Annotated in this window: 12 protein-coding genes; 2 read left to right on the forward strand and 10 right to left on the reverse strand. The window is 66.4% G+C overall.

The window, feature by feature from the left end:
- Nucleotides 1-6 precede the first annotated feature (6 nt).
- From ACSQ3P_RS22480 to ACSQ3P_RS22505, 6 genes are read right to left on the reverse strand one after another with little or no spacing between them, the layout of a single operon-like run.
- Nucleotides 7-855 (reverse strand): peptidylprolyl isomerase, encoded by an 849-nt coding sequence (locus ACSQ3P_RS22480; RefSeq protein ID WP_436167706.1) that lies wholly within the window; start codon nucleotides 853-855, stop codon nucleotides 7-9.
- A gap of 6 nt (nucleotides 856-861) precedes the next feature.
- The gene (gene narI, locus ACSQ3P_RS22485) at nucleotides 862-1,593 is read right to left on the reverse strand and encodes a respiratory nitrate reductase subunit gamma (protein ID WP_436167707.1); all 732 of its coding nucleotides are present in this window, start codon (nucleotides 1,591-1,593) and stop codon (nucleotides 862-864) included.
- A 3-nt stretch (nucleotides 1,594-1,596) separates the two neighbouring features.
- A complete protein-coding gene (gene narJ / locus ACSQ3P_RS22490; RefSeq protein ID WP_436167708.1) occupies nucleotides 1,597-2,358 on the reverse strand; it encodes a nitrate reductase molybdenum cofactor assembly chaperone in 762 nt (253 codons plus the stop codon).
- A gap of 1 nt (nucleotide 2,359) precedes the next feature.
- Entirely contained in the window at nucleotides 2,360-3,886 is a 1,527-nt protein-coding gene (narH, locus tag ACSQ3P_RS22495) for a nitrate reductase subunit beta (protein WP_092177482.1), read from the reverse strand.
- 14 nt (nucleotides 3,887-3,900) lie between these two features.
- Nucleotides 3,901-7,653 carry a nitrate reductase subunit alpha gene (locus tag ACSQ3P_RS22500; RefSeq protein WP_436167709.1) on the reverse strand — a complete coding sequence of 1,251 codons (3,753 nt, stop codon included), beginning with the start codon at nucleotides 7,651-7,653 and terminating at the stop codon, nucleotides 3,901-3,903.
- A gap of 41 nt (nucleotides 7,654-7,694) precedes the next feature.
- Nucleotides 7,695-10,457, reverse strand: coding sequence for a nitrate/nitrite transporter (locus tag ACSQ3P_RS22505; protein WP_436167710.1), 2,763 nt, complete (start codon nucleotides 10,455-10,457; stop codon nucleotides 7,695-7,697).
- A gap of 236 nt (nucleotides 10,458-10,693) precedes the next feature.
- On the opposite strand from ACSQ3P_RS22505, the gene ACSQ3P_RS22510 reads away from it, so the two are divergent.
- Entirely contained in the window at nucleotides 10,694-11,392 is a 699-nt protein-coding gene (locus ACSQ3P_RS22510) for a cyclic nucleotide-binding domain-containing protein (protein WP_436167711.1), read from the forward strand.
- Nucleotides 11,393-11,611: 219 nt separating this feature from the next.
- Here ACSQ3P_RS22510 and ACSQ3P_RS22515 read toward each other — a convergent pair whose 3' ends face one another.
- The 4 genes from ACSQ3P_RS22515 to ACSQ3P_RS22530 all read right to left on the reverse strand — a co-directional run bounded on the left by ACSQ3P_RS22515 (nucleotide 11,612) and on the right by ACSQ3P_RS22530 (nucleotide 17,023).
- Complete coding sequence (locus tag ACSQ3P_RS22515) at nucleotides 11,612-13,216, reverse strand: ABC transporter substrate-binding protein (RefSeq protein WP_436167712.1); 1,605 nt, start codon at nucleotides 13,214-13,216, stop codon at nucleotides 11,612-11,614.
- 497 nt (nucleotides 13,217-13,713) lie between these two features.
- A complete protein-coding gene (locus ACSQ3P_RS22520; protein WP_436167713.1) occupies nucleotides 13,714-14,547 on the reverse strand; it encodes an IclR family transcriptional regulator in 834 nt (277 codons plus the stop codon).
- Between the two features lie 137 nt (nucleotides 14,548-14,684).
- Nucleotides 14,685-16,229, reverse strand: coding sequence for an AMP-binding protein (locus ACSQ3P_RS22525; RefSeq protein ID WP_436167714.1), 1,545 nt, complete (start codon nucleotides 16,227-16,229; stop codon nucleotides 14,685-14,687).
- A 17-nt stretch (nucleotides 16,230-16,246) separates the two neighbouring features.
- On the reverse strand, nucleotides 16,247-17,023 hold the full coding sequence (locus tag ACSQ3P_RS22530) for an enoyl-CoA hydratase/isomerase family protein (RefSeq protein WP_436167715.1): 777 nt from the start codon (nucleotides 17,021-17,023) through the stop codon (nucleotides 16,247-16,249).
- Between the two features lie 161 nt (nucleotides 17,024-17,184).
- Here ACSQ3P_RS22530 and ACSQ3P_RS22535 point away from each other — a divergent pair, with 161 nt between their 5' ends.
- Nucleotides 17,185-18,750: an AMP-binding protein gene (locus ACSQ3P_RS22535; protein WP_436167716.1), complete on the forward strand. Its 1,566-nt coding sequence runs from the start codon at nucleotides 17,185-17,187 to the stop codon at nucleotides 18,748-18,750.
- Nucleotides 18,751-18,756 lie beyond the last annotated feature (6 nt).

Genomic DNA, 18,756 nt, shown 5'->3' on the forward strand with positions numbered 1-18,756 from the left:
GGCCTCCTACTGGACGAGCGGTGACGGGCTGGACGCGATCTCAACCCCGGTGATCTCGGCACGGCCTGCGAGAATCGTGATGTATTGCTGGATCGCCAGGCGGCGGACCTTCTCGCCGAGCCAGGCGCCGATCCGCTGGCGCACGGCCTCGAAAGGCAGCTTCTGCCCCGCGATCCGGCGCTCGACCCACACGACATGCAGGCCATAGCGGGTCTCGACCGCAGCCTCGCCGACCGTCCCCACCGGCAGATGGCCGAGCGCCGTCTCGAATTCGGGTACGGTCTGGCCCGGGCCGATCTGCCCGAGATGGCCGCCGGTCTTGCCCGATGGGCAGGCCGAGACCGCCGCCGCCAGATCGGCGAAGCAGGTGGGCTCCTGCTGGATCTGCAGGATCAGCAGCGCGGCATGCCGGCGGGCTTCCGCGCGGGCGACCTCATCCTTCGGCCCGGCCGGCAGCAGGATATGCCTGGCCTCGATGATCGCCGGCGACTGGAAGCGCTGGCGGTTGGCGTCGAAATAGCGCCGGCAGGCGGCCTCGTCGGCCTCGGGCGTGACGATTTCCTGCGCGACGAGCTGGCGGATCAGCGCCTCCTCGTCGGTCTCGCGCCGGCCTTCGTCATCCTCAGCCGGATCGGGCTGGAGCGCCAGGCGCCTGGCCTCCTGCAGCAGGAGCTCGCGCACGGCGAGCGCCCGGGCCGCCGCCTGCCAGGCCTCGATCGGCTTGGCGGCGGGGTGGTTTTGCGTCTCGCGGCCGATGGCGGCACGCGAGATCGCGACGCCATTGACGCTGACGGTCCGGGGCTTGGCCGTGATCGCGGGCTTGACCGCGCAGGGGGAGGCAAGGGGTGTGGTCATGATGTCTTACTCCGCCGGCTGCGTGGAGGATCGGCCGGCGCTGCGCGGCGCGAGCGCGCGGCGGGTCCGGACAAGCTGGAAGCCCCTGCGGCCGAGATACCAGACCGGTGCGGACCAGACATGGACGAGGCGCGAGAACGGGAAGATCAGGAAAATCGTCATCCCCAGCACGAGATGGAGCAGATAGGGCCAGGCCAGGCCCTGCAGCGTGGCGCCGTCGACAGGCTGGAGCGTGACGATGCCCTGGGCCCAATGGGCCAGCGTCAGCATCACCGAGCCGTCGGAATGCGACAGCGAGAAGGGCAGGGTCAGGAGGCCGAGGCAGAGCTGCACCCACAGGATGGCGAGGACCGCGATGTCCATTGTGGTCGAGGTCTGGCGGATGCGCGGATCGAACAGCCGGCGATGCAGCAGCAAGGACAGGCCGACGAAGCAGAGGCTGCCGGCGATGCCGCCGGCGACGATGGCGATCAGCTGCTTCTGCTCGACCGTGATGAACAGGGTGTAGATGAATTTCGGCGTCAGCAGCCCGGCCGCATGGCCGAAGAACAGGAACAGGATGCCGACATGGAAGAGGTTCGAGCCCCAGCGCATCTGGCGCTTGCGCAGAAACTGGCTGGAGCTCGCCTTCCAGCTGTACTGCTCCCGGTCGAACCGGATCAGGCTGCCGAACAGAAAGGCGGTGAGGCAGAAATACGGATACCAGACGAAGAGAACTTGAAAGATCATGTCGCGCATGGCTCAGGCTCCCGTGCGGGGCGAAACGCCGGAATGGGTAATCTGGGTGCGGGGTCTGGCGCCCGGGACCGGCTCCAGCCCCGGGGCGGGACGGCGCGCCTGGCGCAGCTTCGCCGACAGCGTGTCCTTGCCACAGTCGTCAGCGGCGGCGCCTGGACCAAACAGCACCTCCTCTTCCGCCCAGGCGGCGTCCAGCGCCTCGAGATCGTCGGGCTCGGGATCGGGCTCGGCCAGCAGCCGCGCGATCATGGCGGCGTCGGGCTTGACCTTGCTGAGCTTGCCCAGCGCGGCGAAGACGGCCTCGTAAGGCGAGCTGCGCTTGCGCAGCCGCTCGCGCAGCGCCGCAAAGACGTGCGCGGGCTGGCCGATGAGCTCGACGGCCTCCGCCGGTGCGCGCGTCGCGGCGTATTCGAGGAAGAGCGGCAGGAAGTCCGGCAGCTCGGTCACGGTCGGGATGTAGCCGCCATCCTCATAGACCTTGATCAGGTCGACCATCGCCTGGCCACGGTCGCGGCTTTCGCCATGCACATGCTCGAAGAGATGCAGCGAGAGCGCGCGCGTCCGGTCGAACAGCAGGATGTAGCGCTCCTGCAGATCCATCAGATCGCCATCCGCCAGGCCGTCGATCAGCCGCTTCACCGCGGCGCGCTCGGTCCCCGGCAGGACGCCCTCGCGCTCGATCACCGCGATGAGCTCGCCGCGCGCCGCGAGCAGGTCTTCGGTCGGATAGGATAGCAGCGCGGAGAGAACCTTCAGCGTTTTCATCTCACAGCGCTCCCAGCTTCGGTTTGTCGTTCTTGGCCTTGACCCCGCCGAACAGGTTGACGCCCGTATCGGAGGGCAGGCAGCCGTCGCCGAAGCTGAAGCCGCAGCTGCCGCGAAGCTCATAGGCGTCTTCGCTGACCTCGCGATGCGTGGTGGGGATGACGAAGCGGTCCTCGTAATTGGCGATCGCCATGACGTGGTACATCGCCTCGATCTGCGCGGCGGTGAGCCCGACGCGCCTGGCGATGGCTTCGTCGATCACGCCGTCGACGGTCTTGGCGCGCATATAGGCGCGCATCGCCAGCATGCGTTCGAGCCCCCTGGCGATGGGCGCCTCGTCACCCGCGGTGAGCAGGTTGGCGAGGTATTTCAGCGGGATGCGCAGCGACTTCACATCCGGCATGCCGCCATCGATGCCCATCTTGCCGGCCTCCGCGGCAGCGGTGATCGGTGAGAGCGGCGGCACGTACCAGACCATCGGCAGCGTGCGGTATTCCGGGTGCAGCGGAAAGGCGACCTTCCACTCCATCGCCATCTTCCAGATCGGCGATTGGCGCGCCGCCTCGAGCCAGTTTTCCGAGATGCCGTCGGCGCGCGCCTGGGCGATGACCGCCGGATCGTTGGGGTCCAGGAAGATGTCCATCTGGGCTTCGTAGAGATTCTGCTCGGATGGCGTCGATGCCGCCTCCTGGATGCGGTCGGCGTCGAAGAGCATCACGCCGAGATAGCGGATGCGGCCGACGCAGGTTTCCGAGCACACCGTCGGCTGGCCGGCCTCGATGCGCGGATAGCAGAAGATGCATTTCTCGGATTTGCCCGAGGACCAGTTGAAGTAGATCTTCTTGTAGGGGCAGGCCGAGACGCACATGCGCCAGCCGCGGCACTTGTCCTGGTCGATCAGGACGATGCCGTCCTCCTCGCGCTTGTAGATCGCGCCCGAGGGGCAGGCGGCGGCGCAGGTCGGATTGAGGCAGTGCTCGCAGAGCCTCGGCAGATACATCATGAAGGTGTTTTCGAACTGGCCGTACATCTCCTTCTGGATGCCTTCGAAATTGGCGTCCTTGGAGCGCTTGGCGAATTCGCCGCCCAGGATTTCCTCCCAGTTCGGCCCCCATTCGATCTTCTCCATGCGCTCGCCGGTGATCAGCGAACGCGGCCGGGCGGTCGGGAAGGCCTCCAGCTCCGGGGCCTTCTGCAGGTGCTCGTAGTCGAAGGTGAAGGGCTCGTAGTAGTCGTCGATCTCCGGCATGTCGGGATTGGCGAAGATATTCGCCAGGATCCGCCATTTGCCGCCGATCCGCGGCTCGATCTTGCCGTTCGACTTGCGGCGCCAGCCGCCCTTCCACTTGTCCTGGTTCTCCCAGTCCTTGGGGTAACCGATGCCGGGCTTGGTCTCGACGTTGTTGAACCAGGCGTATTCCATGCCCTCGCGGTTCGTCCAAACGTTCTTGCAGGTGACCGAGCAGGTATGGCAGCCGATGCATTTGTCGAGATTCAGCACCATGCCGATCTGAGCGCGGATTTTCATCGTCGTCGTCCTTTTCACTCAGCGGCTTGGGCGAGGGGGGAGGCGTTCGCCGCGTCTTTGTGCGGGCGCTCCAGCCAGTCGACGGTCTTGACCTTGCGGATGACCACGAACTCGTCGCGGTTGGTTCCGATCGTGCCGTAATAGTTGAAGTCGTAGGACAGCTGCGCGTAGCCGCCGATCATGTGCGTCGGGTTGATGACGATGCGCGTGACCGAGTTGTGGATGCCGCCGCGATTGCCGGTCATCTCCGAGCCCGGCATGTTCACGATCTTTTCCTGGGCGTGGTACATGAAGAGCGTGCCGTCCTTCATGCGTTGCGAGACGACGGCGCGGGCGACCAGGGCGCCGTTGCTGTTGAAGGCTTCGACCCAGTCATTGTCGACGATGCCGGCGCGCGCGGCGTCGGTCTCGCTCAGCCAGACGATTGGCCCGCCGCGCGAGAGCGTCAGCATCATCAGATTGTCGGTATAGGTGGAGTGGATGCCCCATTTCTGGTGCGGCGTGATGAAGTTGAGGACGATCTGCTTCTCGCCGTTCGGCTTCAGGTCGATCACCGGAGCGACCGAGCGCAGGTCGAGCGGCGGGCGGTAGACACACAAGCCCGCGCCGAAGGCGCGCATCCAGAGATGGTCCTGGTAGAGCTGCTGGCGGCCGGTCAGGGTGCGCCACGGGATCAGCTCGTGGACGTTGGTGTATCCGGCGTTGTAGCAGACCTTCTCGCTTTCCAGCCCCGACCAGGTCGGCGCGGAAATGATCTTGCGAGGCTGCGCGACGACATCGCGGAAGCGGATCTTCTCGTCTTCCTTCGGCAGCGCCAGATGGGTGTGCTCGCGCCCCGTCGCCTTGCCGAGCGCGGCCCAGGCCTTGACCGCGACCTCGCCATTGGTCTCCGGCGCCAGCATCAGGATCATCTCGGCGGCGTCGATGTCGCTGACGATCCGGGCGAGCCCCTTATTGGCGCCTTCGAGATGCACGCCGTTCAGCGCCTTCAGATGCTCCACCTCATGGCCGGTCTTCCAGGCCATGCCCTTGATGCCGTTGCCGACCGTGTCCATCAGCGGGCCGAGCGCGGTGAAGCGGGCATAGAGGTTGGGATAATCGCGCTCGACCACGCTCACCACGGGCATCGTCTTGCCGGGGATCGGCTCGCACTCGCCCTTCTTCCAGTCCTTCGGCTCGAAGGGTTGCGCGATCTCGTTGGCGCTGTCGTGCTTGATGGGGTTGAGGACGACGTCCTGCTCGACGCCGAGCACCTCGGGGGCGACCTGCGAGAAGGCCTTCGCCAGCCCCTTGTAGATCTCCCAGTCCGAGCGCGCCTCCCATGCCGGATCGACCGCGCTGGTCAGCGGGTGGATGAAGGGGTGCATGTCGGAGGTGTTGAGGTCGTTCTTCTCGTACCAGGTCGCCGTCGGCAGGACGATGTCGGAATAGACGCAGGTCGTCGACATCCGGAAGTCGAGCGTGACCAGGAGGTCGAGCTTTCCCTCCGGCGCTTTCTCGTGCCAGACCGCCTCGGTCGAACGCGCCTTGCCCTCCTGGCCCAGATCCTTGCCGAGCACGCCATGGGTCGTGCCCAAGAGATGCTTCAGGAAATACTCATGGCCCTTGCCCGAGGAGCCGAGCAGGTTGGAGCGCCAGACGAACAGGTTGCGCGGCCAGTTCACCGGGTTGTCGGGGTCCTCGCAGGAGAGCTTCAGCGAGCCGTCCTTCAGCGATTTCGCGACATAGTCCTTGGCCTCCATGCCGGCGGCTGCGGCATCCCTGGCGACCTGCAGCGGGTTGGTTTCCAGTTGCGGCGCCGAGGGCAGCCAGCCCATCCGCTCGGCGCGGATGTTGTAGTCGATCAGCGCGCCGTCCCAGGGGCCATCGGGCGCGGTCGGCGAGACGAGATCGCCGACGCGGACCGTCTCATAGCGCCACTGGTCGGTATGGGCGTAGAAGGCCGAGGTCGAATTCTGCTGCCGCGGCGGGCGGCCCCAGTCCAGCGCGAAGGCCAGCGGCGCCCAGCCGGCTTGCGGGCGCAGCTTCTCCTGGCCGACATAATGCGCCCAGCCGCCGCCCGACTGGCCGACGCAACCGCACATCACGAGCATGTTGATCACGCCGCGATAGTTCATGTCGGCGTGGTACCAGTGGTTCATCGCCGCCCCGATGATGATCATCGAGCGGCCCTTGGTCTTCTCGGCATTCGTCGCGAATTCGCGGGCGACCTGGATGATCTTGTCGCGCGAGACGCCGGTGATCTTCTCCGCCCAGGCCGGGGTGTAGGGCGTGTCGTCATCCAGCGAGGCGGCGACATTGTCGCCGCCATAGCCGCAATCGACGCCGTAATTGGCGAGGAAGAGGTCGTGCACCGAAGCCACGAGCGTTTCGCCCTCGCTCAGCGCCAGGCGCTTCACCGGCAGGCGGCGCTTCAGGATGCTGCCGTGATCGGTCGAGGCGAAATGCTCGTGCTCGATATTGCCGAAATAGGGAAAGGCGACCTCGGCCAGATCGTCCTTGATCTCCGCCAGCGAGAGCCGCAGCCGCGTCTCGACGCCGCCTGCGTCCTTCTCCTCGAGATTCCACTTGCCGCTCTCGCCCCAGCGGAAGCCGATCGTGCCGCCGGGGACGACGATCTTGCCGGAGGTCTCGTCATAGGCGACGGTCTTCCATTCCGGGTTGTTGGCCTCGCCGAGGCCGGCGTCGAAATCCGATGCCCGCAGGAAGCGGTCGGGCACGAGGTTGTCGCCCTGCTTCACCAGCTTCACCAGCATCGGCATGTCGCTGTACTGGCGCACATAATCGCGGAAATACGCCGCCTGCCGGTCGACATGGTATTCCTTCAGGATGACGTGGCCCATCGCCATCGCCAGCGCCGAATCCGTGCCCTGCTTCACGCTGAGCCAGATATCGCCGAACTTGGAGGCCTCGGAGTAGTCGGGGCAGATCACCGCGCTCTTCATGCCGCGATAGCGCGCCTCGGTGTAGAAATGCGCGTCGGGCGTGCGGGTCTGGGGCACGTTCGAGCCCCACAGGATGATGAAGCCGGCATTGTACCAGTCGGCCGATTCCGGCACGTCCGTCTGCTCGCCCCAGGTTTGGGGGGAGGCGGGCGGCAGGTCGCAATACCAGTCGTAGAAGGACATGCAGACGCCGCCCATCAGCGACAGGTAGCGCGAGCCCGCGGCGTAGGAGACCATCGACATCGCCGGGATCGGCGAGAAGCCGAAAACGCGATCGGGGCCATAGGTCTTGGCCGTATAGGCATTGGCGGAGGCGATGATCTCGGTCGCCTCGTCCCAGCCGGCCCGCACGAAGCCGCCATGGCCGCGCTTGGAGGTGTAGGCGGCACGCTTGTCGGGGTTCTCGACGATGCTCTTCCAGGCCGCGACCGGCGTCAGGGTGGCGCGCGCCTCGCGCCACAGCTTCAGCAGCCGGGCGCGGATCAACGGGTATTTCACCCGGTTCCCGGAGTAGAGATACCAGCTGTAGGAGGCGCCGCGCGAGCAGCCGCGGGGCTCGTGGTTGGGCAGGTCCGGCCGGGTGCGCGGATAGTCGGTCTGCTGCGTCTCCCAGGTGACGATGCCGCCCTTGACGTAGATCTTCCAGGAGCAGGAGCCGGTGCAGTTGGCGCCGTGGGTGGAGCGCACGATCTTGTCGTGCTGCCAGCGCTTCCTGTAGCCGTCCTCCCAGCGCCGGTCTTCGCTGGTCATGATGCCATGACCGTTCGAGAAGGGCTCGGAGACCTTGTTGAAGAAGGTCAGGCGATCGAGAAAGTGACTCATGTCGGATCCCTCTCAGGGAAGTCAGGGGCGCAAAGCGAGGGTCATTCGGCCGCGGTCAGGGCGGGCGTGGCGGGCGCTGCCTTGCGGCCGTGCTCGGTCTCGAAGAGCAGGCCGCCGCGCCTCGTGTAGAACCACCAGGTGATCGCGATGCAGCTCAGATAGAAGCCGAGGAAGCCGTAGAGCGCTGCCGAGGCGCCGCCGGTGGCGGCGATCGAGGTGCCGAAGCTCTTGGGAATGAAGAAGGCGCCATAGGCGGCCACCGCCGAGGTGAAGCCGATGATGGCAGCGGCCTCCTTGTCGGATTGCTTGACGCGTTCTGCCGGATTCAGGCCGGGCTCAAGGCGCGCCACCTCGATGCGCATGATCGCGGGGATCATCTGGAAGGTGGAGGCGTTGCCGATGCCGGTCGCGGCGAAGAGGAAGAGGAAGCTCGCGAAGAAGACCGGGAAGGCGCTCGGGTCGCCCTTCATGCCGATGGCGTAGAGCACGCCGGCGACGCCGAGGCTCATCGCGATGAACACCCAGAAGGTGATCCGCCCGCCGCCGATCCTGTCGCAGGCCTTGCCGGAAGCGGCGCGCGAGACCGCGCCGACCAATGGCCCCAGGAAGGCGTATTGCAGGACGTTCACCTCCGGGAAGAGGATCTTCGAGAGCAGCGGGAACGCCGCGGAGAAGCCGATGAAGGAGCCGAAGGTGCCGGTATAGAGCCAGCACATGATCCAGTTATGGGTGCGCCGGAAGATCACCGCCTGGTCGGCGAAGGAGGCCTTCATCGTCGCGATGTCGTTCATCCCGAACCAGGCCGCGAAGGCCGATGCGACGATGAAGGGCACGAAGACGAAGCCGGCATTCTGCAGCCAGAGCGTCGAGGTCACGCCCGCCACGGTCGCCGTCTGGGGCAGGCCGCCCAGGCTGCCGAAGACGCCGGCCGTGATGGCGAGCGGCACCACGAACTGGACCACGCTGACGCCGAGATTGCCGAGCCCGGCATTGATGGCGAGCGCGTTGCCCTTCTCCGCCTTGGGGAAGAAGAAGGAGATATTGGCCATGGAGGAGGCGAAGTTGCCGCCGCCGAAGCCGCATAGCAGCGCCAGGCCGAGGAAGATCCAGTAGGGCGTCTGCGGATCCTGCACCGCAAAGCCCATGCCGAGCGCCGGGATCAGCAGTGACCAGGTTGCCAGCGTCGTCCAGAGCCGGCCGCCGAAGATGGCCGGCATGAAGCTGTAGAAGATGCGCAGCGTCGCGCCCGACAGGCCCGGCAGCGCGGCGAGCCAGAATAGCTGCTCATTGCTGAAGGCGAAGCCGACGCTGGGCAGCTTGGCGACGACGACCGACCAGACCATCCAGACCGCGAAGGACAGCAGCAGGCAGGGAACGGAGATCCACAGATTGCGCCGCGCGATGGCTCTGCCCTGGGTGTCCCAGAAGCTCCTGTCTTCCGGGCGCCAGTCGGCGATGGCGCCGCTGGCCGCGAGCGCGCCCGTCTGGGCCGCGCCATGGACCGGCTGCATTTCGGGAAGCTCGGGCAGGTTGCGCGCCGGCACGCCGGCCTCGGCTGCGGCCTTCTCCATCTGCCGGACGGCCATATGCATCCAGATCAGCGAGACGGACGCGACCAGGAAGAGCAGCCAGAAGCAGCTCTGCCAGACGCCGGTGAGATCGTTGAGGGCGCCGAAGGCGATCGGCATGACGAAGCCGCCGAGGCCGCCGACAAGGCCGACCACGCCGCCGACCGCGCCGACGCGATCGGGATAATAGACCGGGATGTGCTTGTAGACCGCGGCCTTGCCCAGGCTCATGAAGAAGCCGAGCACGAAGGCCACCACCATGAAGCCGGCCAGGCTCATCCGCGTCGAGAACGCGATGGGGCCGCCAATGCCTTCGATCACATACTGGGTCGGCGGATAGGCGAGCACGAAGGTGCAGATGACCGCGACCAGGAAGGTCCAGTACATGATCCGGCGGGCGCCGTATTTGTCGGAGAGATGCCCGCCATAGGCCCGGAACACCGAAGCCGGGATCGAATATGCGGCGCCGACCATGCCGGCCGTGGCGATGTCGAGGCCGTAGACGCCGATCAGATAGCGCGGCAGCCAGAGCGCAAGTGCGACGAAGCCGCCGAAGACGAAGAAATAATAGAGCGAGAAGCGCCAGACCTGAATGTTCTTCAGCGGCTCCATCATCGCCGAGAGCGGCTCGGGCTTCTCGCCGGAGGCGCGGCGGCGGGCCAGGTCGGGGTCGTCCTTGGTGAAGAGGAAGAACGCCACCGCCGTGATCGCAAGCGCGATCGCCCACACCAGCGCGACCGTCTTCCAGCCATAGGCGACCATGATGACGGGGGCCGCGAATTTGGTGACGGCCGCGCCGACATTGCCCGCCCCGAAAATGCCGAGCGCCGTGCCCTGCTTCTCCCTGGGAAACCACTTGGCGACATAGGCGACGCCGACCGAGAAGGAGCCGCCGGCAATGCCGACGCCGAGCGCCGCGATCAGGAAGGTGGTGTAGTCATAGGCGAAGATCAGCAGCGCAGTCATCACCGCCGCCGAGAGCATGGTGATGGTGTAGACCACCCGTCCGCCATACTGGTCGGCCCAGATGCCCAGCAGCAGGCGGATCAGCGATCCCGTCAGGATCGGCGTGCCGACCAGGAGGCCGAACTGCGTGTCCGACAGTCCGAGGTCCTTCTTGATCTGGATTCCGATGATCGCGAAGATCGTCCAGACGGCGAAGCAGACTGTGAAGGCGACTGTGGAGAGCCACAGGGCCCTGCCTTGTTCAGCCGATGAGATCGGGGCACTCGCCATGTGTCGTGTCCTTCGCCAAGCTAGCGATACTTGCTGGCGACAGGATTTTCAGGGCGGCTATAGTTTAGCTTTGATCCAAATCAACGCGGGATCAGCAGCGAAATCTTTCAAGGATACGCTGGCGTTTGATCAAGGGCCGGTGCTTTTTTCTGCAATTCAATTGTCTTGATCAACGGCTCATATTCTTGATATTAATCAAGTTCTGACTTGTATCGCGGCGCGGCAGGGGCTGGGACATGCGCAACGACGAAATCGAGGAGATGCGCACGATTCGGCTGTTTGACGGCGTCAGCCCGGCACATGCCGAGATGATGCTGCGGGCTTCGTTCCTGCAGCGCTTTCCCGCGCATGTCGAATTGGCGCGGGAGGGAGATCCCGCCGATTTCCTGCATGTCGTCATCGACGGCCAGATCGAGATGTATTCCGCCTATCGCGACCGGGAGACGACGATATCGATCGTCGGGCCCGGGCACGGCTTCATCGTCGCGGCGGTGATCAGCGACCGCGTCTATCTGAAGTCCGCCCGGACGCTGGCTCCCTCGCGCGTCCTGCTGATTCCCGCGGAGATGGTGCGCCGGGTCTTCGCCGAGGATGCAGCCTTCGCGCGAACCCTGGCGCTGGACCTGGCGATGGCCTATCGCGGCGTCGTGTGCGAGCTGAAGAACCAGAAGCTCCGTTCCAGCCTGGAGCGGCTCGCCAACTGGCTGCTGAGCCACGATCTCGAAACCGGCCAGACCGGCCGCTTCACCTTGCCTTTCGACAAGAAGGTGCTGGCCGCGCGCCTGGGCATGGCCCCGGAGGTTCTCTCGCGCTCGATCTCGGCCCTGATCCCATACGGGGTCGCGGTTTCCGGCCCGGCAATCGAAATCCGGGACCGGGAAGCCTTGCTGGGCCTGGCCCAGCCCTCGAAGACAATCGACGGCCCGTCGGCCTGACTGCGTCGGGATTGGCCGGGCGTATCATCGTGCGAGCAGGACGTCATGGCGCGCGCTGGCCCATGGGCGGACAGGGCGCGGGGCTCGCGACCATTGCGGCTCTGCGACGACATCCTGGCGGCACAAGCGGGGAGGGGGCGGCAATCGCCCTTCCGGCCTTCGGACTGGCAACTGCCCGGCCGGCTCAAGGCGCCTCAGCCCTGCGCCTCTCCCGGCCGCTCACTTCCCCGCTTTGTGGACATCCGTCGCGAGCGTCAATTCGTCGATCCTTGGATCGTAGCGCAGCCTGCGCTGCGTCGCCCAGATGTTCTTGAAATGATAGAGCGGGATGATCGCGACGTCGCTGGAGACCAGCTTCACCGCGTCCAGCACCAGCTTTTCGCGCCTGGCCTCGTCGGTCTCGCTGATCGCTGTGGTGGTGAGCGCGTCGAGCGCGGGGTTTGAATACTGCGCCCAGTTATAGAGGCCCCAGCCGGTCTGCTGGCTGCGGGTCGCGAGCAGGTCGCGCAGCAGGCCGGTGCCCTCCATCGAGTTGTTGCTCCAGCTGCCGAGATAGGCGGAGAACTGGCTCTTGGCGCCGCGCGTGGAGTAGACGCTGAAGGGCATCGCATCGATCGCGACCTCGACGCCGATCCGGCTCCACATCTGCGCCAGCGCCTGGGCGACCTCGACGCTGTAGGGCGTGCGGTCATTGGCGGTCGAGAGCGTCAGCCTGAAGCCGTCGGGGAAGCCGGCCTCGCTCAGCAGCTTCTTGGCCTTCTGCACGTCATAGGTCGGGACCGGCGTCGCGGCATCATAGCCGGGGATGCCGGCCGGCAGCCACTGGCCGGTCGGGGTCGCCGTGCCCAGCACCACGCGCTCGGTGATCCCGGCGCGGTTGATCGCCAGCGAGAGCGCCTCGCGCACCTTCTGCTTGGTCAGCGGCGAGGGCTCGATCTTCACGCCCTTCTTGTCCAGCACCGCGGGCGCGTCGGGCGCCGGCTGGATCATCGGCACGACATAGTTGACGCGCATGCCGGCGATCTCGGCGACCTTGACCTTGTCGGAGGATTGCAGGCGCGGCAGGTCGCTGGCCGAGGGCTGGTCGATCACGTCGATATCGCCCGCCAAAAGGGCTGCGGTGCGCACGGCGACATTGGGGATCAGGCGCAGCGTCACGCTCGTCCAGGCGGGTTTCTTGCCCCACCATGTGTCATTGGCGACGAGCTCGATGCGCTCGCCCGGCTGATAGGCAGAGAATTTGAACGGCCCGGTGCCGATCGCGGCCTTGCCGCTGTTGTAGTCGGCCGTGGTCGCGTCCTGCCCGGCATGGCGCGAGACGATGGCGAGACGCGTCAGGTCGCTCGGCAGGTTGGGGATCGGCGTCGCGGTGGTCAGGCGGATCAGCAGCGGGCCCGCCACCTCGACACCGGTGATCGGCCGGATGATACCGGCAAAGCCGCCGAGATTATTGGGCACGTCGAGTGCCCGCTTCAGCGTGAAGGCGACATCGTCGGCCGTGAACGGCTTGCCGTCATGCCAGATCACGCCCTCGCGCAGCGTAAACTCCCAGATTGTCGGTGAGGTCGCGCGCCATGCCGTCGCCAGCCCCGGCGCGAGCTTTCCGTCGGCCAGGCGGTCGACTAGCCGGTCGAAGATGTGGAAGGCGACGAGGTTGTTGGGGGTGGTCGAGTAGAAATGCGGATCGAGCGAGTTGACGGAGCCGCCGAGCCCGATGGTCAGCTTTTCTGCAAGGGCCGGAACGGCGCCCAGCGAAGCGGCGCCCATCGCAACGGCGAGCGTGCCGGCTAGGCGCGGCATCCGCAGCGTCAGAGAAGAAGCCATGGCCATCCCCTTTATTATTGTATGTCAATAACTAATATTTGAAGACAATTTCTGTGGGCTGTCAAGGTAGGGGCGGGGTGGCGCTCTTTTGCGGCGAGATGACGCGAAGTGCCGGATGAAGGGCGCGGGGAACCCTTCTCCCCCCGCGGGAGAAGGTGGCTCGGCGCAGCCGAGACGGATGAGGGGGCGCTGTGAGCTCACCGTCTGGCCTGAACGCGACGCCCACCGGACAGGGCACGGCGCCCCCTCATCCGGCGCTACGCGCCACCTTCTCCCGCCAGGGGAGGAGGCAAGAAGGGCGCGTCATGGTCGGGCAGAGCGAAGCGCAGACCCGGAATCCGAAGCGCGTCATGGTCGGGCTTGATCCGACCATCTCGTAAACCAGAGCACTCTGGTCATGCGATTCTCGGGGCACAAGCCCGAGAATGACGCTTTTGGATGGATTCCGGATCGGCGCCGCTACGCGGCTTGTCCGGAATGACGGCACGGGGGATGCCTCAGGAGATCAGCGTCTCGGTCGCGCGGGTTGCGGCTGCTGCCACCAGCGGTGCGAGCTGCGCGATGGCCGCCTGGCGCTCGAAGCGGGTGGTCAGGGTCGAGAGATTGATGGCGCCCACAGCGCGGCCGGCTCGGTCATGCACGGCGGCGGAGACCGAGATCGAGCCCTGCTCCATGTTCTTCTCGGTGACGGCGAAACCCGCAGCCTTCACCGCCTCGAGCAGTCGCATCATCTCGGCTGCGGTCTTGGCCTGGGTGCGCGACGGCACCGAGTCATGCGAGGCGCTCCAGATTTTCTCGATATGGGCCGGGGCGGAATGCCCGAGCAGCACCTGGCCGGAGGAGGAGGACAGTGCCGGGAAACGGGTGCCGACCGGCAGGTTGATCGAGGAGATATGCGTGCTGGGAATCGTGGCGATGATGACGATCTCGGCGCGGTCGACCTCGACCCAGGAGATCGTCTCGCGCGTGCGCTCAGCCAGCTCGCGCATGGCGGGATAGGCGGCGTCGAGCGCGACGTTCGAGGAGACCGCGCTCTGGGCGAAGCGGAAGACCTTCCTGGCGAGCGTATAGCGCTTGGTCTGCTCGTCCCGGTCGAGATAGCCGAGCCGTTCGAGCGTGTAGATGAAGCGCTGCGAGGCGCTGCGGCCAAGCCCGGTGCGTATAGCGATGTCGGACAGGCTCAAGCTCGCCGTGGTCTTGTCGAAGGTCTCCAGCACCTTCATCGCCTTGCCGACCGAGGCGACGAAGAGCCGCTCGTCGATCTCGCCTGCGACCGGGCCGGCATCGCCGCGCGGCAAGGCCGTGCTTGGTTTCGTCGTTGCGTCCGGCATTGCGCCTTCTTGCTTTCCTGTCGATGAGGCGCAGCGCGAGAGCATTGCGCGAAAAAGTGGCTACCGGTTTTTCGCAGGAGCAATGCTCTCAACGCTTGGACGCTAGCATCTTTGCACGCCTGCTAAAACCCGGCGATTCAGCCCCGGAATGCACCTTCAAAGCGCGCCTTGAGCAGGTTTTTCTGGATCTTCCCGAGCGTGTTGCGCGGCATCTCCGCGACCAGCTCGATGCGCTTGGGCACCTTGTATCCGGCAAGCGAGCGCTTGAGCGCGGCGATCGCGGCGCTCGTATCGAAACTCTCCGCCTCGCCCGAGAGCTGCACCACCGCCAGCACGGCCTCGCCGAAATCGGCATGGGGCACGCCGATGACGGCGCTCTCAGTGACGCCGTCCAGCGCATTGACGGCGGCCTCGACCTCGCGGGGATAGACGTTGAGCCCGCCCGAGATGATCAGATCGGCGCCGCGCCCGAGCACGCTGACATAGCCTTGCGCATCCAGGCGGCCGAAATCGCCTGTTCGAAACCAGCCGTCCCGGAAAGCCTGCGCCGTCTTTTCCGGGTCCTGCCAATAGCCGAGGAATGGGTAGGGCTGGCGCAGCTCGATCATGCCGACGGTGCCTGTCGGCACGGGCTCGCCCTGCTCGTCGACGATGCGGATCGTAGAGTCCGGCAGCGGTTTGCCGGAGGTGTCGGGCCGGCGGCTGTCGTCGGGCCGGTTCGAGGTCGCGATCAGCACCTCGGTCAGGCCGTAGCGATCGAGCAGCCGATGGCCGGTGCGTTCGGTGAGGGCCTCGAACGCATCGGGGCGCATCGGCGCCGAGCCGGTCACGAACAGGCGCATCCCGGCGCAGAGCGCCCGGTCGAAGCGCGGATCGGCCATCAGCCTGGCGTAATAGGTCGGCACGCCCGCAAAGATCGTCGCGCGCGGCAGCGCGGCCAGCACGCTTTCAGCCTCGAATTTCGGCAGCAGGATCATCGCGGCCCCGCCCGCCAGCGCCGGCGTCGTCGTGCCGAACAGGCCATAGGCCATCGGATTGGCGTGGAGCAGCGTATCGCTCTCGGTGATGCCCCAGCAGGCGGCGAGCGAACGCGCATTCCAGATCACGGAGCCGGCTGAGAGCAGCGCGCCCTTCGGCCGCCCGGTCGTGCCGGAGGTGTAGACCATCGCATTGGGGTCGGACGGTGCGACGCTCTGGAGCGCGCTCTCGGCCGGCATCGTTTCGCTTGATGCAATCAGGCTGCCGGCGCCGCCGGCATCGAGGGTCAGGCAGCTGCAGCCGGCGGTGCGGACGACGTGTTGCCGGACGACGTTCGCGCGCGTGGGGTCGCAGATCACGAGCTTCGGCCTGGCATCGCCGAGGATATGGCTGATCTCGGCATCGGTCAGGCCGATATGCACGGGCACATAGACCGCGCCGAGCCGGCAGGCCGCGAGATAAAGCAGCACGGCCTCGGGCGATTTCTCGAGGATGCCGGCGACGAAGTCGCCCTTGCCCACCCCCTCGCTTGCCAGCAGGCCGGCATAGCGGGCCGTGATGGTGGGCACCTCGCCAAAGCGGATGACGCGCCCGTCCGCGTTTTCCATGAAGACGCGCCCGGGGTCGCGCGCCGGATCGATCAGGGCGGAAAAGACATTGGCATTGTCGGGCACGGTGATGGCGGGCACGGTGATTGTGGACATGGCGTCGTCCTGTGGGCTTAGCGGCCGGTGAAGACGGGCTTGCGCTTCTGCGCGAAGGCGAGCGAGCCCTCGCGGTAATCGGCGCTGCGGTCGGCCATGTCGGAGAGGGCGGCGATTTCGCCTGCGACCTCGGCGAGCCGGCCCTGCAGCATCGCATCGCAGGCGAGCTTGGCGGCCCGGATCGAGAGCGGCGCATTGGCGATCATCGGCTCGGCCAGGCGCAGCGCCGCCTCGACGACATCGCCTTTGACGACCTCCGAGACCAGGCCGCAGGCCAGGGCCGCGCGCGCATCGATAAGCTCGCCGGTATAGAGCATGCGCCGGGCCATACTGACGCCGGCGGTGGCGGCGAGAAGCTGCGTGGAGTCGGCGGGGTAGACCAGCCCGAGCTTGGCCGGCGGCACGCCGAAGCGGGCGGTCGCGTCGGCGAGCCGGAAATCGGCCCGCAGCGCGAGCGTGCAGCCGCCGCCGACGCAAGCGCCGCTGACCGCCGCGATGACCGGCACCGGTGAGGCCGAGACGGCGGCATAGCAGGCCATGATCGCATCCCAATAGGCCTGTCGCGCCGGGGGATCGTCGCGCACGGCGGCAAAGGCGCCGATCTCGTCGCCGGCGCAGAACGCGCCGCCACGCCCGGTAAGGATGATGGCGCGGATCGAGGGATCGGAGCGCCGCTGGACGAAATGATCGCCGAGCGCCTGCCAGGCCGCGCCGTTCAGGGCATTGCGCTTGGCGGGGCGATTGATCGCGATGATGGCGACGCTGCCGCGACGCTCGCTCTCGATATCGGCCATGGCGCTCGCTCCATAGATATTGCTATATAATAATTATTATTATGAATGGCGCGACAGCCTGTCAACCGCGGCCGGGATACCGGCGGCTTGACATGAGCACAGTCGGATATCAATATTCAATTATCGTTATTGCATACCGATACATCGACGCGGACCGCCTCATGCTCACCAACGAGATCATGCAGACAAACGACATCACCATCAGCCAGCTCTGGGACCGGCGCGCCGGCAGCGACCCGGGCCATGTCTATTGCCGCTTCGGGAATGAGAGCTGGACGATCGGCCGGCTCGATGAGGCCATCAACCGGCTGGCCAATGCGCTGCTCGCAACCGGGCTGAAGCAGGGCGACCGCGTCGCGGTGATGCTGCCGAGCCATCCCGAGCACATCATCGTCATCTTCGCCCTGGCCAAGGCCGGGCTCCTGCGCATTCCCGTCAATACCCATCTCAAGGGGGCTGCGCTCGATTTCGTCTTCGACCGCTTCGAGCCGCATGCGCTGATCACTGATGCGGCCTATGCCGGGCCGCTGGCGCCGGTCGTCGGGCGGTTGCCGGAGCTCCCGGTGTTCTGGCGCGGCGGCGATGGCGCGCAAAGTCTGGCCCAGCTGTTCGAGCGCGGCAGCCTCTTGCCGCCGCCGGTGACGGTCGCGGCCGACGACATCATCGCGATCACCCCGAGTTCCGGCACCACAGGCGAGCCGAAAGGCGTGCTCAAGACCGATCGCAGCCTGCGCGCCGGCCCGATGGGCACGCTCGCCTTGACGGGCGCGAGTGCGGGCGACGTCTTCCTGCTCTGGGAGCCGCTGCATCACGGCGCCGGCGTCGCGGTGCTGATCGCGGCGCTGATGCAGCCGATCACGCTCGCCATGGTCGAGAAGTTCAGCGCCTCGCAATTCTGGGAGCAGGTGCGCCGCTTCGACGTCACCCATATCCATTATCTCGGCGGCGTCCTGCCGCTGCTGCTGAAGCAGCCGGCAAGCCCTCGTGACCGCGAGCACAAGGTCCGGATGGCCTGGGGCGGTGGCTGCCCGCTCGATGTCTGGCGCGCTTTCGAGGAGCGCTTCGGCGTCTCGCTCTATGAGGGCTACGGCCTCTCGGAGATGACGACCTTCGTCACGATCAACCCGGAGGGCCGGCTCGGCTCCTGCGGCAGGCCCTTGCCCTTCTACGAGGTGCGCCTGCTCGACGAGGCGGGCGCCGAGGTCGCGGTCGGCGAGCCCGGCGAGATCGTGGTGTTGCCGCGCGAGCCCGGCCTCGCCTTCAAGGGCTATTTCCGCATGGAGGAGGCCGGCGCGGCGCTGGTCAAGGATGGCTGGTTCTCGACCGGCGACCTTGCCCGCCGCGACGAGGACGGCTTCCTGTTCTATTGCGGGCGCAAGAAGGACAGCGTCAGGCGGCGCGGCGTCAACATCTCGGCCTGGGAGGTCGAGCGCGTCGTCCTGACCCATGACGAGATCGAGGAATGCGCGCTGATCGGCGTGCCCAGCGAAATGGGCGATGACGACCTCAAGCTCTTCATCCGCCCTGCGCCCGGCCGCGCACTCGACCCGGCCGGCCTCGTCGCATGGTGCGAGCAGCGGCTGCCCTATTTCCAGATTCCGCGCTATATCGAGGGCATCGACGAATTCCCGAAGACGCCGACGCAGCGCATCAAGAAGAGCGAGCTGAGCCGCAGCGTCGCCGGGTGCTTCGACCGCGAAGGCGCCGGCTCCAAGCTCGGCAGGTAGCGGGGG

The sequence above is a fragment of the Allobosea sp. LjRoot9 genome, from assembly GCF_964252745.1.
Lineage (GTDB): Bacteria > Pseudomonadota > Alphaproteobacteria > Rhizobiales > Beijerinckiaceae > Allobosea.

Excerpts from the sequence above, each read along its gene's own strand:
- ACSQ3P_RS22480 (WP_436167706.1), bottom strand. The coding sequence starts at position 855 with ATGACCACACCCCTTGCCTCCCCCTGCGCGGTCAAGCCCGCGATCACG.
- ACSQ3P_RS22510 (WP_436167711.1), top strand. The coding sequence starts at position 10,694 with ATGCGCAACGACGAAATCGAGGAGATGCGCACGATTCGGCTGTTTGAC.
- ACSQ3P_RS22500 (WP_436167709.1), bottom strand. The coding sequence starts at position 7,653 with ATGAGTCACTTTCTCGATCGCCTGACCTTCTTCAACAAGGTCTCCGAG.
- ACSQ3P_RS22505 (WP_436167710.1), bottom strand. The coding sequence starts at position 10,457 with ATGGCGAGTGCCCCGATCTCATCGGCTGAACAAGGCAGGGCCCTGTGG.
- ACSQ3P_RS22530 (WP_436167715.1), bottom strand. The coding sequence starts at position 17,023 with ATGGCCGATATCGAGAGCGAGCGTCGCGGCAGCGTCGCCATCATCGCG.
- narH (WP_092177482.1), bottom strand. The coding sequence starts at position 3,886 with ATGAAAATCCGCGCTCAGATCGGCATGGTGCTGAATCTCGACAAATGC.
- ACSQ3P_RS22525 (WP_436167714.1), bottom strand. The coding sequence starts at position 16,229 with ATGTCCACAATCACCGTGCCCGCCATCACCGTGCCCGACAATGCCAAT.
- ACSQ3P_RS22515 (WP_436167712.1), bottom strand. The coding sequence starts at position 13,216 with ATGGCTTCTTCTCTGACGCTGCGGATGCCGCGCCTAGCCGGCACGCTC.
- narI (WP_436167707.1), bottom strand. The coding sequence starts at position 1,593 with ATGCGCGACATGATCTTTCAAGTTCTCTTCGTCTGGTATCCGTATTTC.
- ACSQ3P_RS22520 (WP_436167713.1), bottom strand. The coding sequence starts at position 14,547 with ATGCCGGACGCAACGACGAAACCAAGCACGGCCTTGCCGCGCGGCGAT.
- narJ (WP_436167708.1), bottom strand. The coding sequence starts at position 2,358 with ATGAAAACGCTGAAGGTTCTCTCCGCGCTGCTATCCTATCCGACCGAA.
- ACSQ3P_RS22535 (WP_436167716.1), top strand. The coding sequence starts at position 17,185 with ATGCTCACCAACGAGATCATGCAGACAAACGACATCACCATCAGCCAG.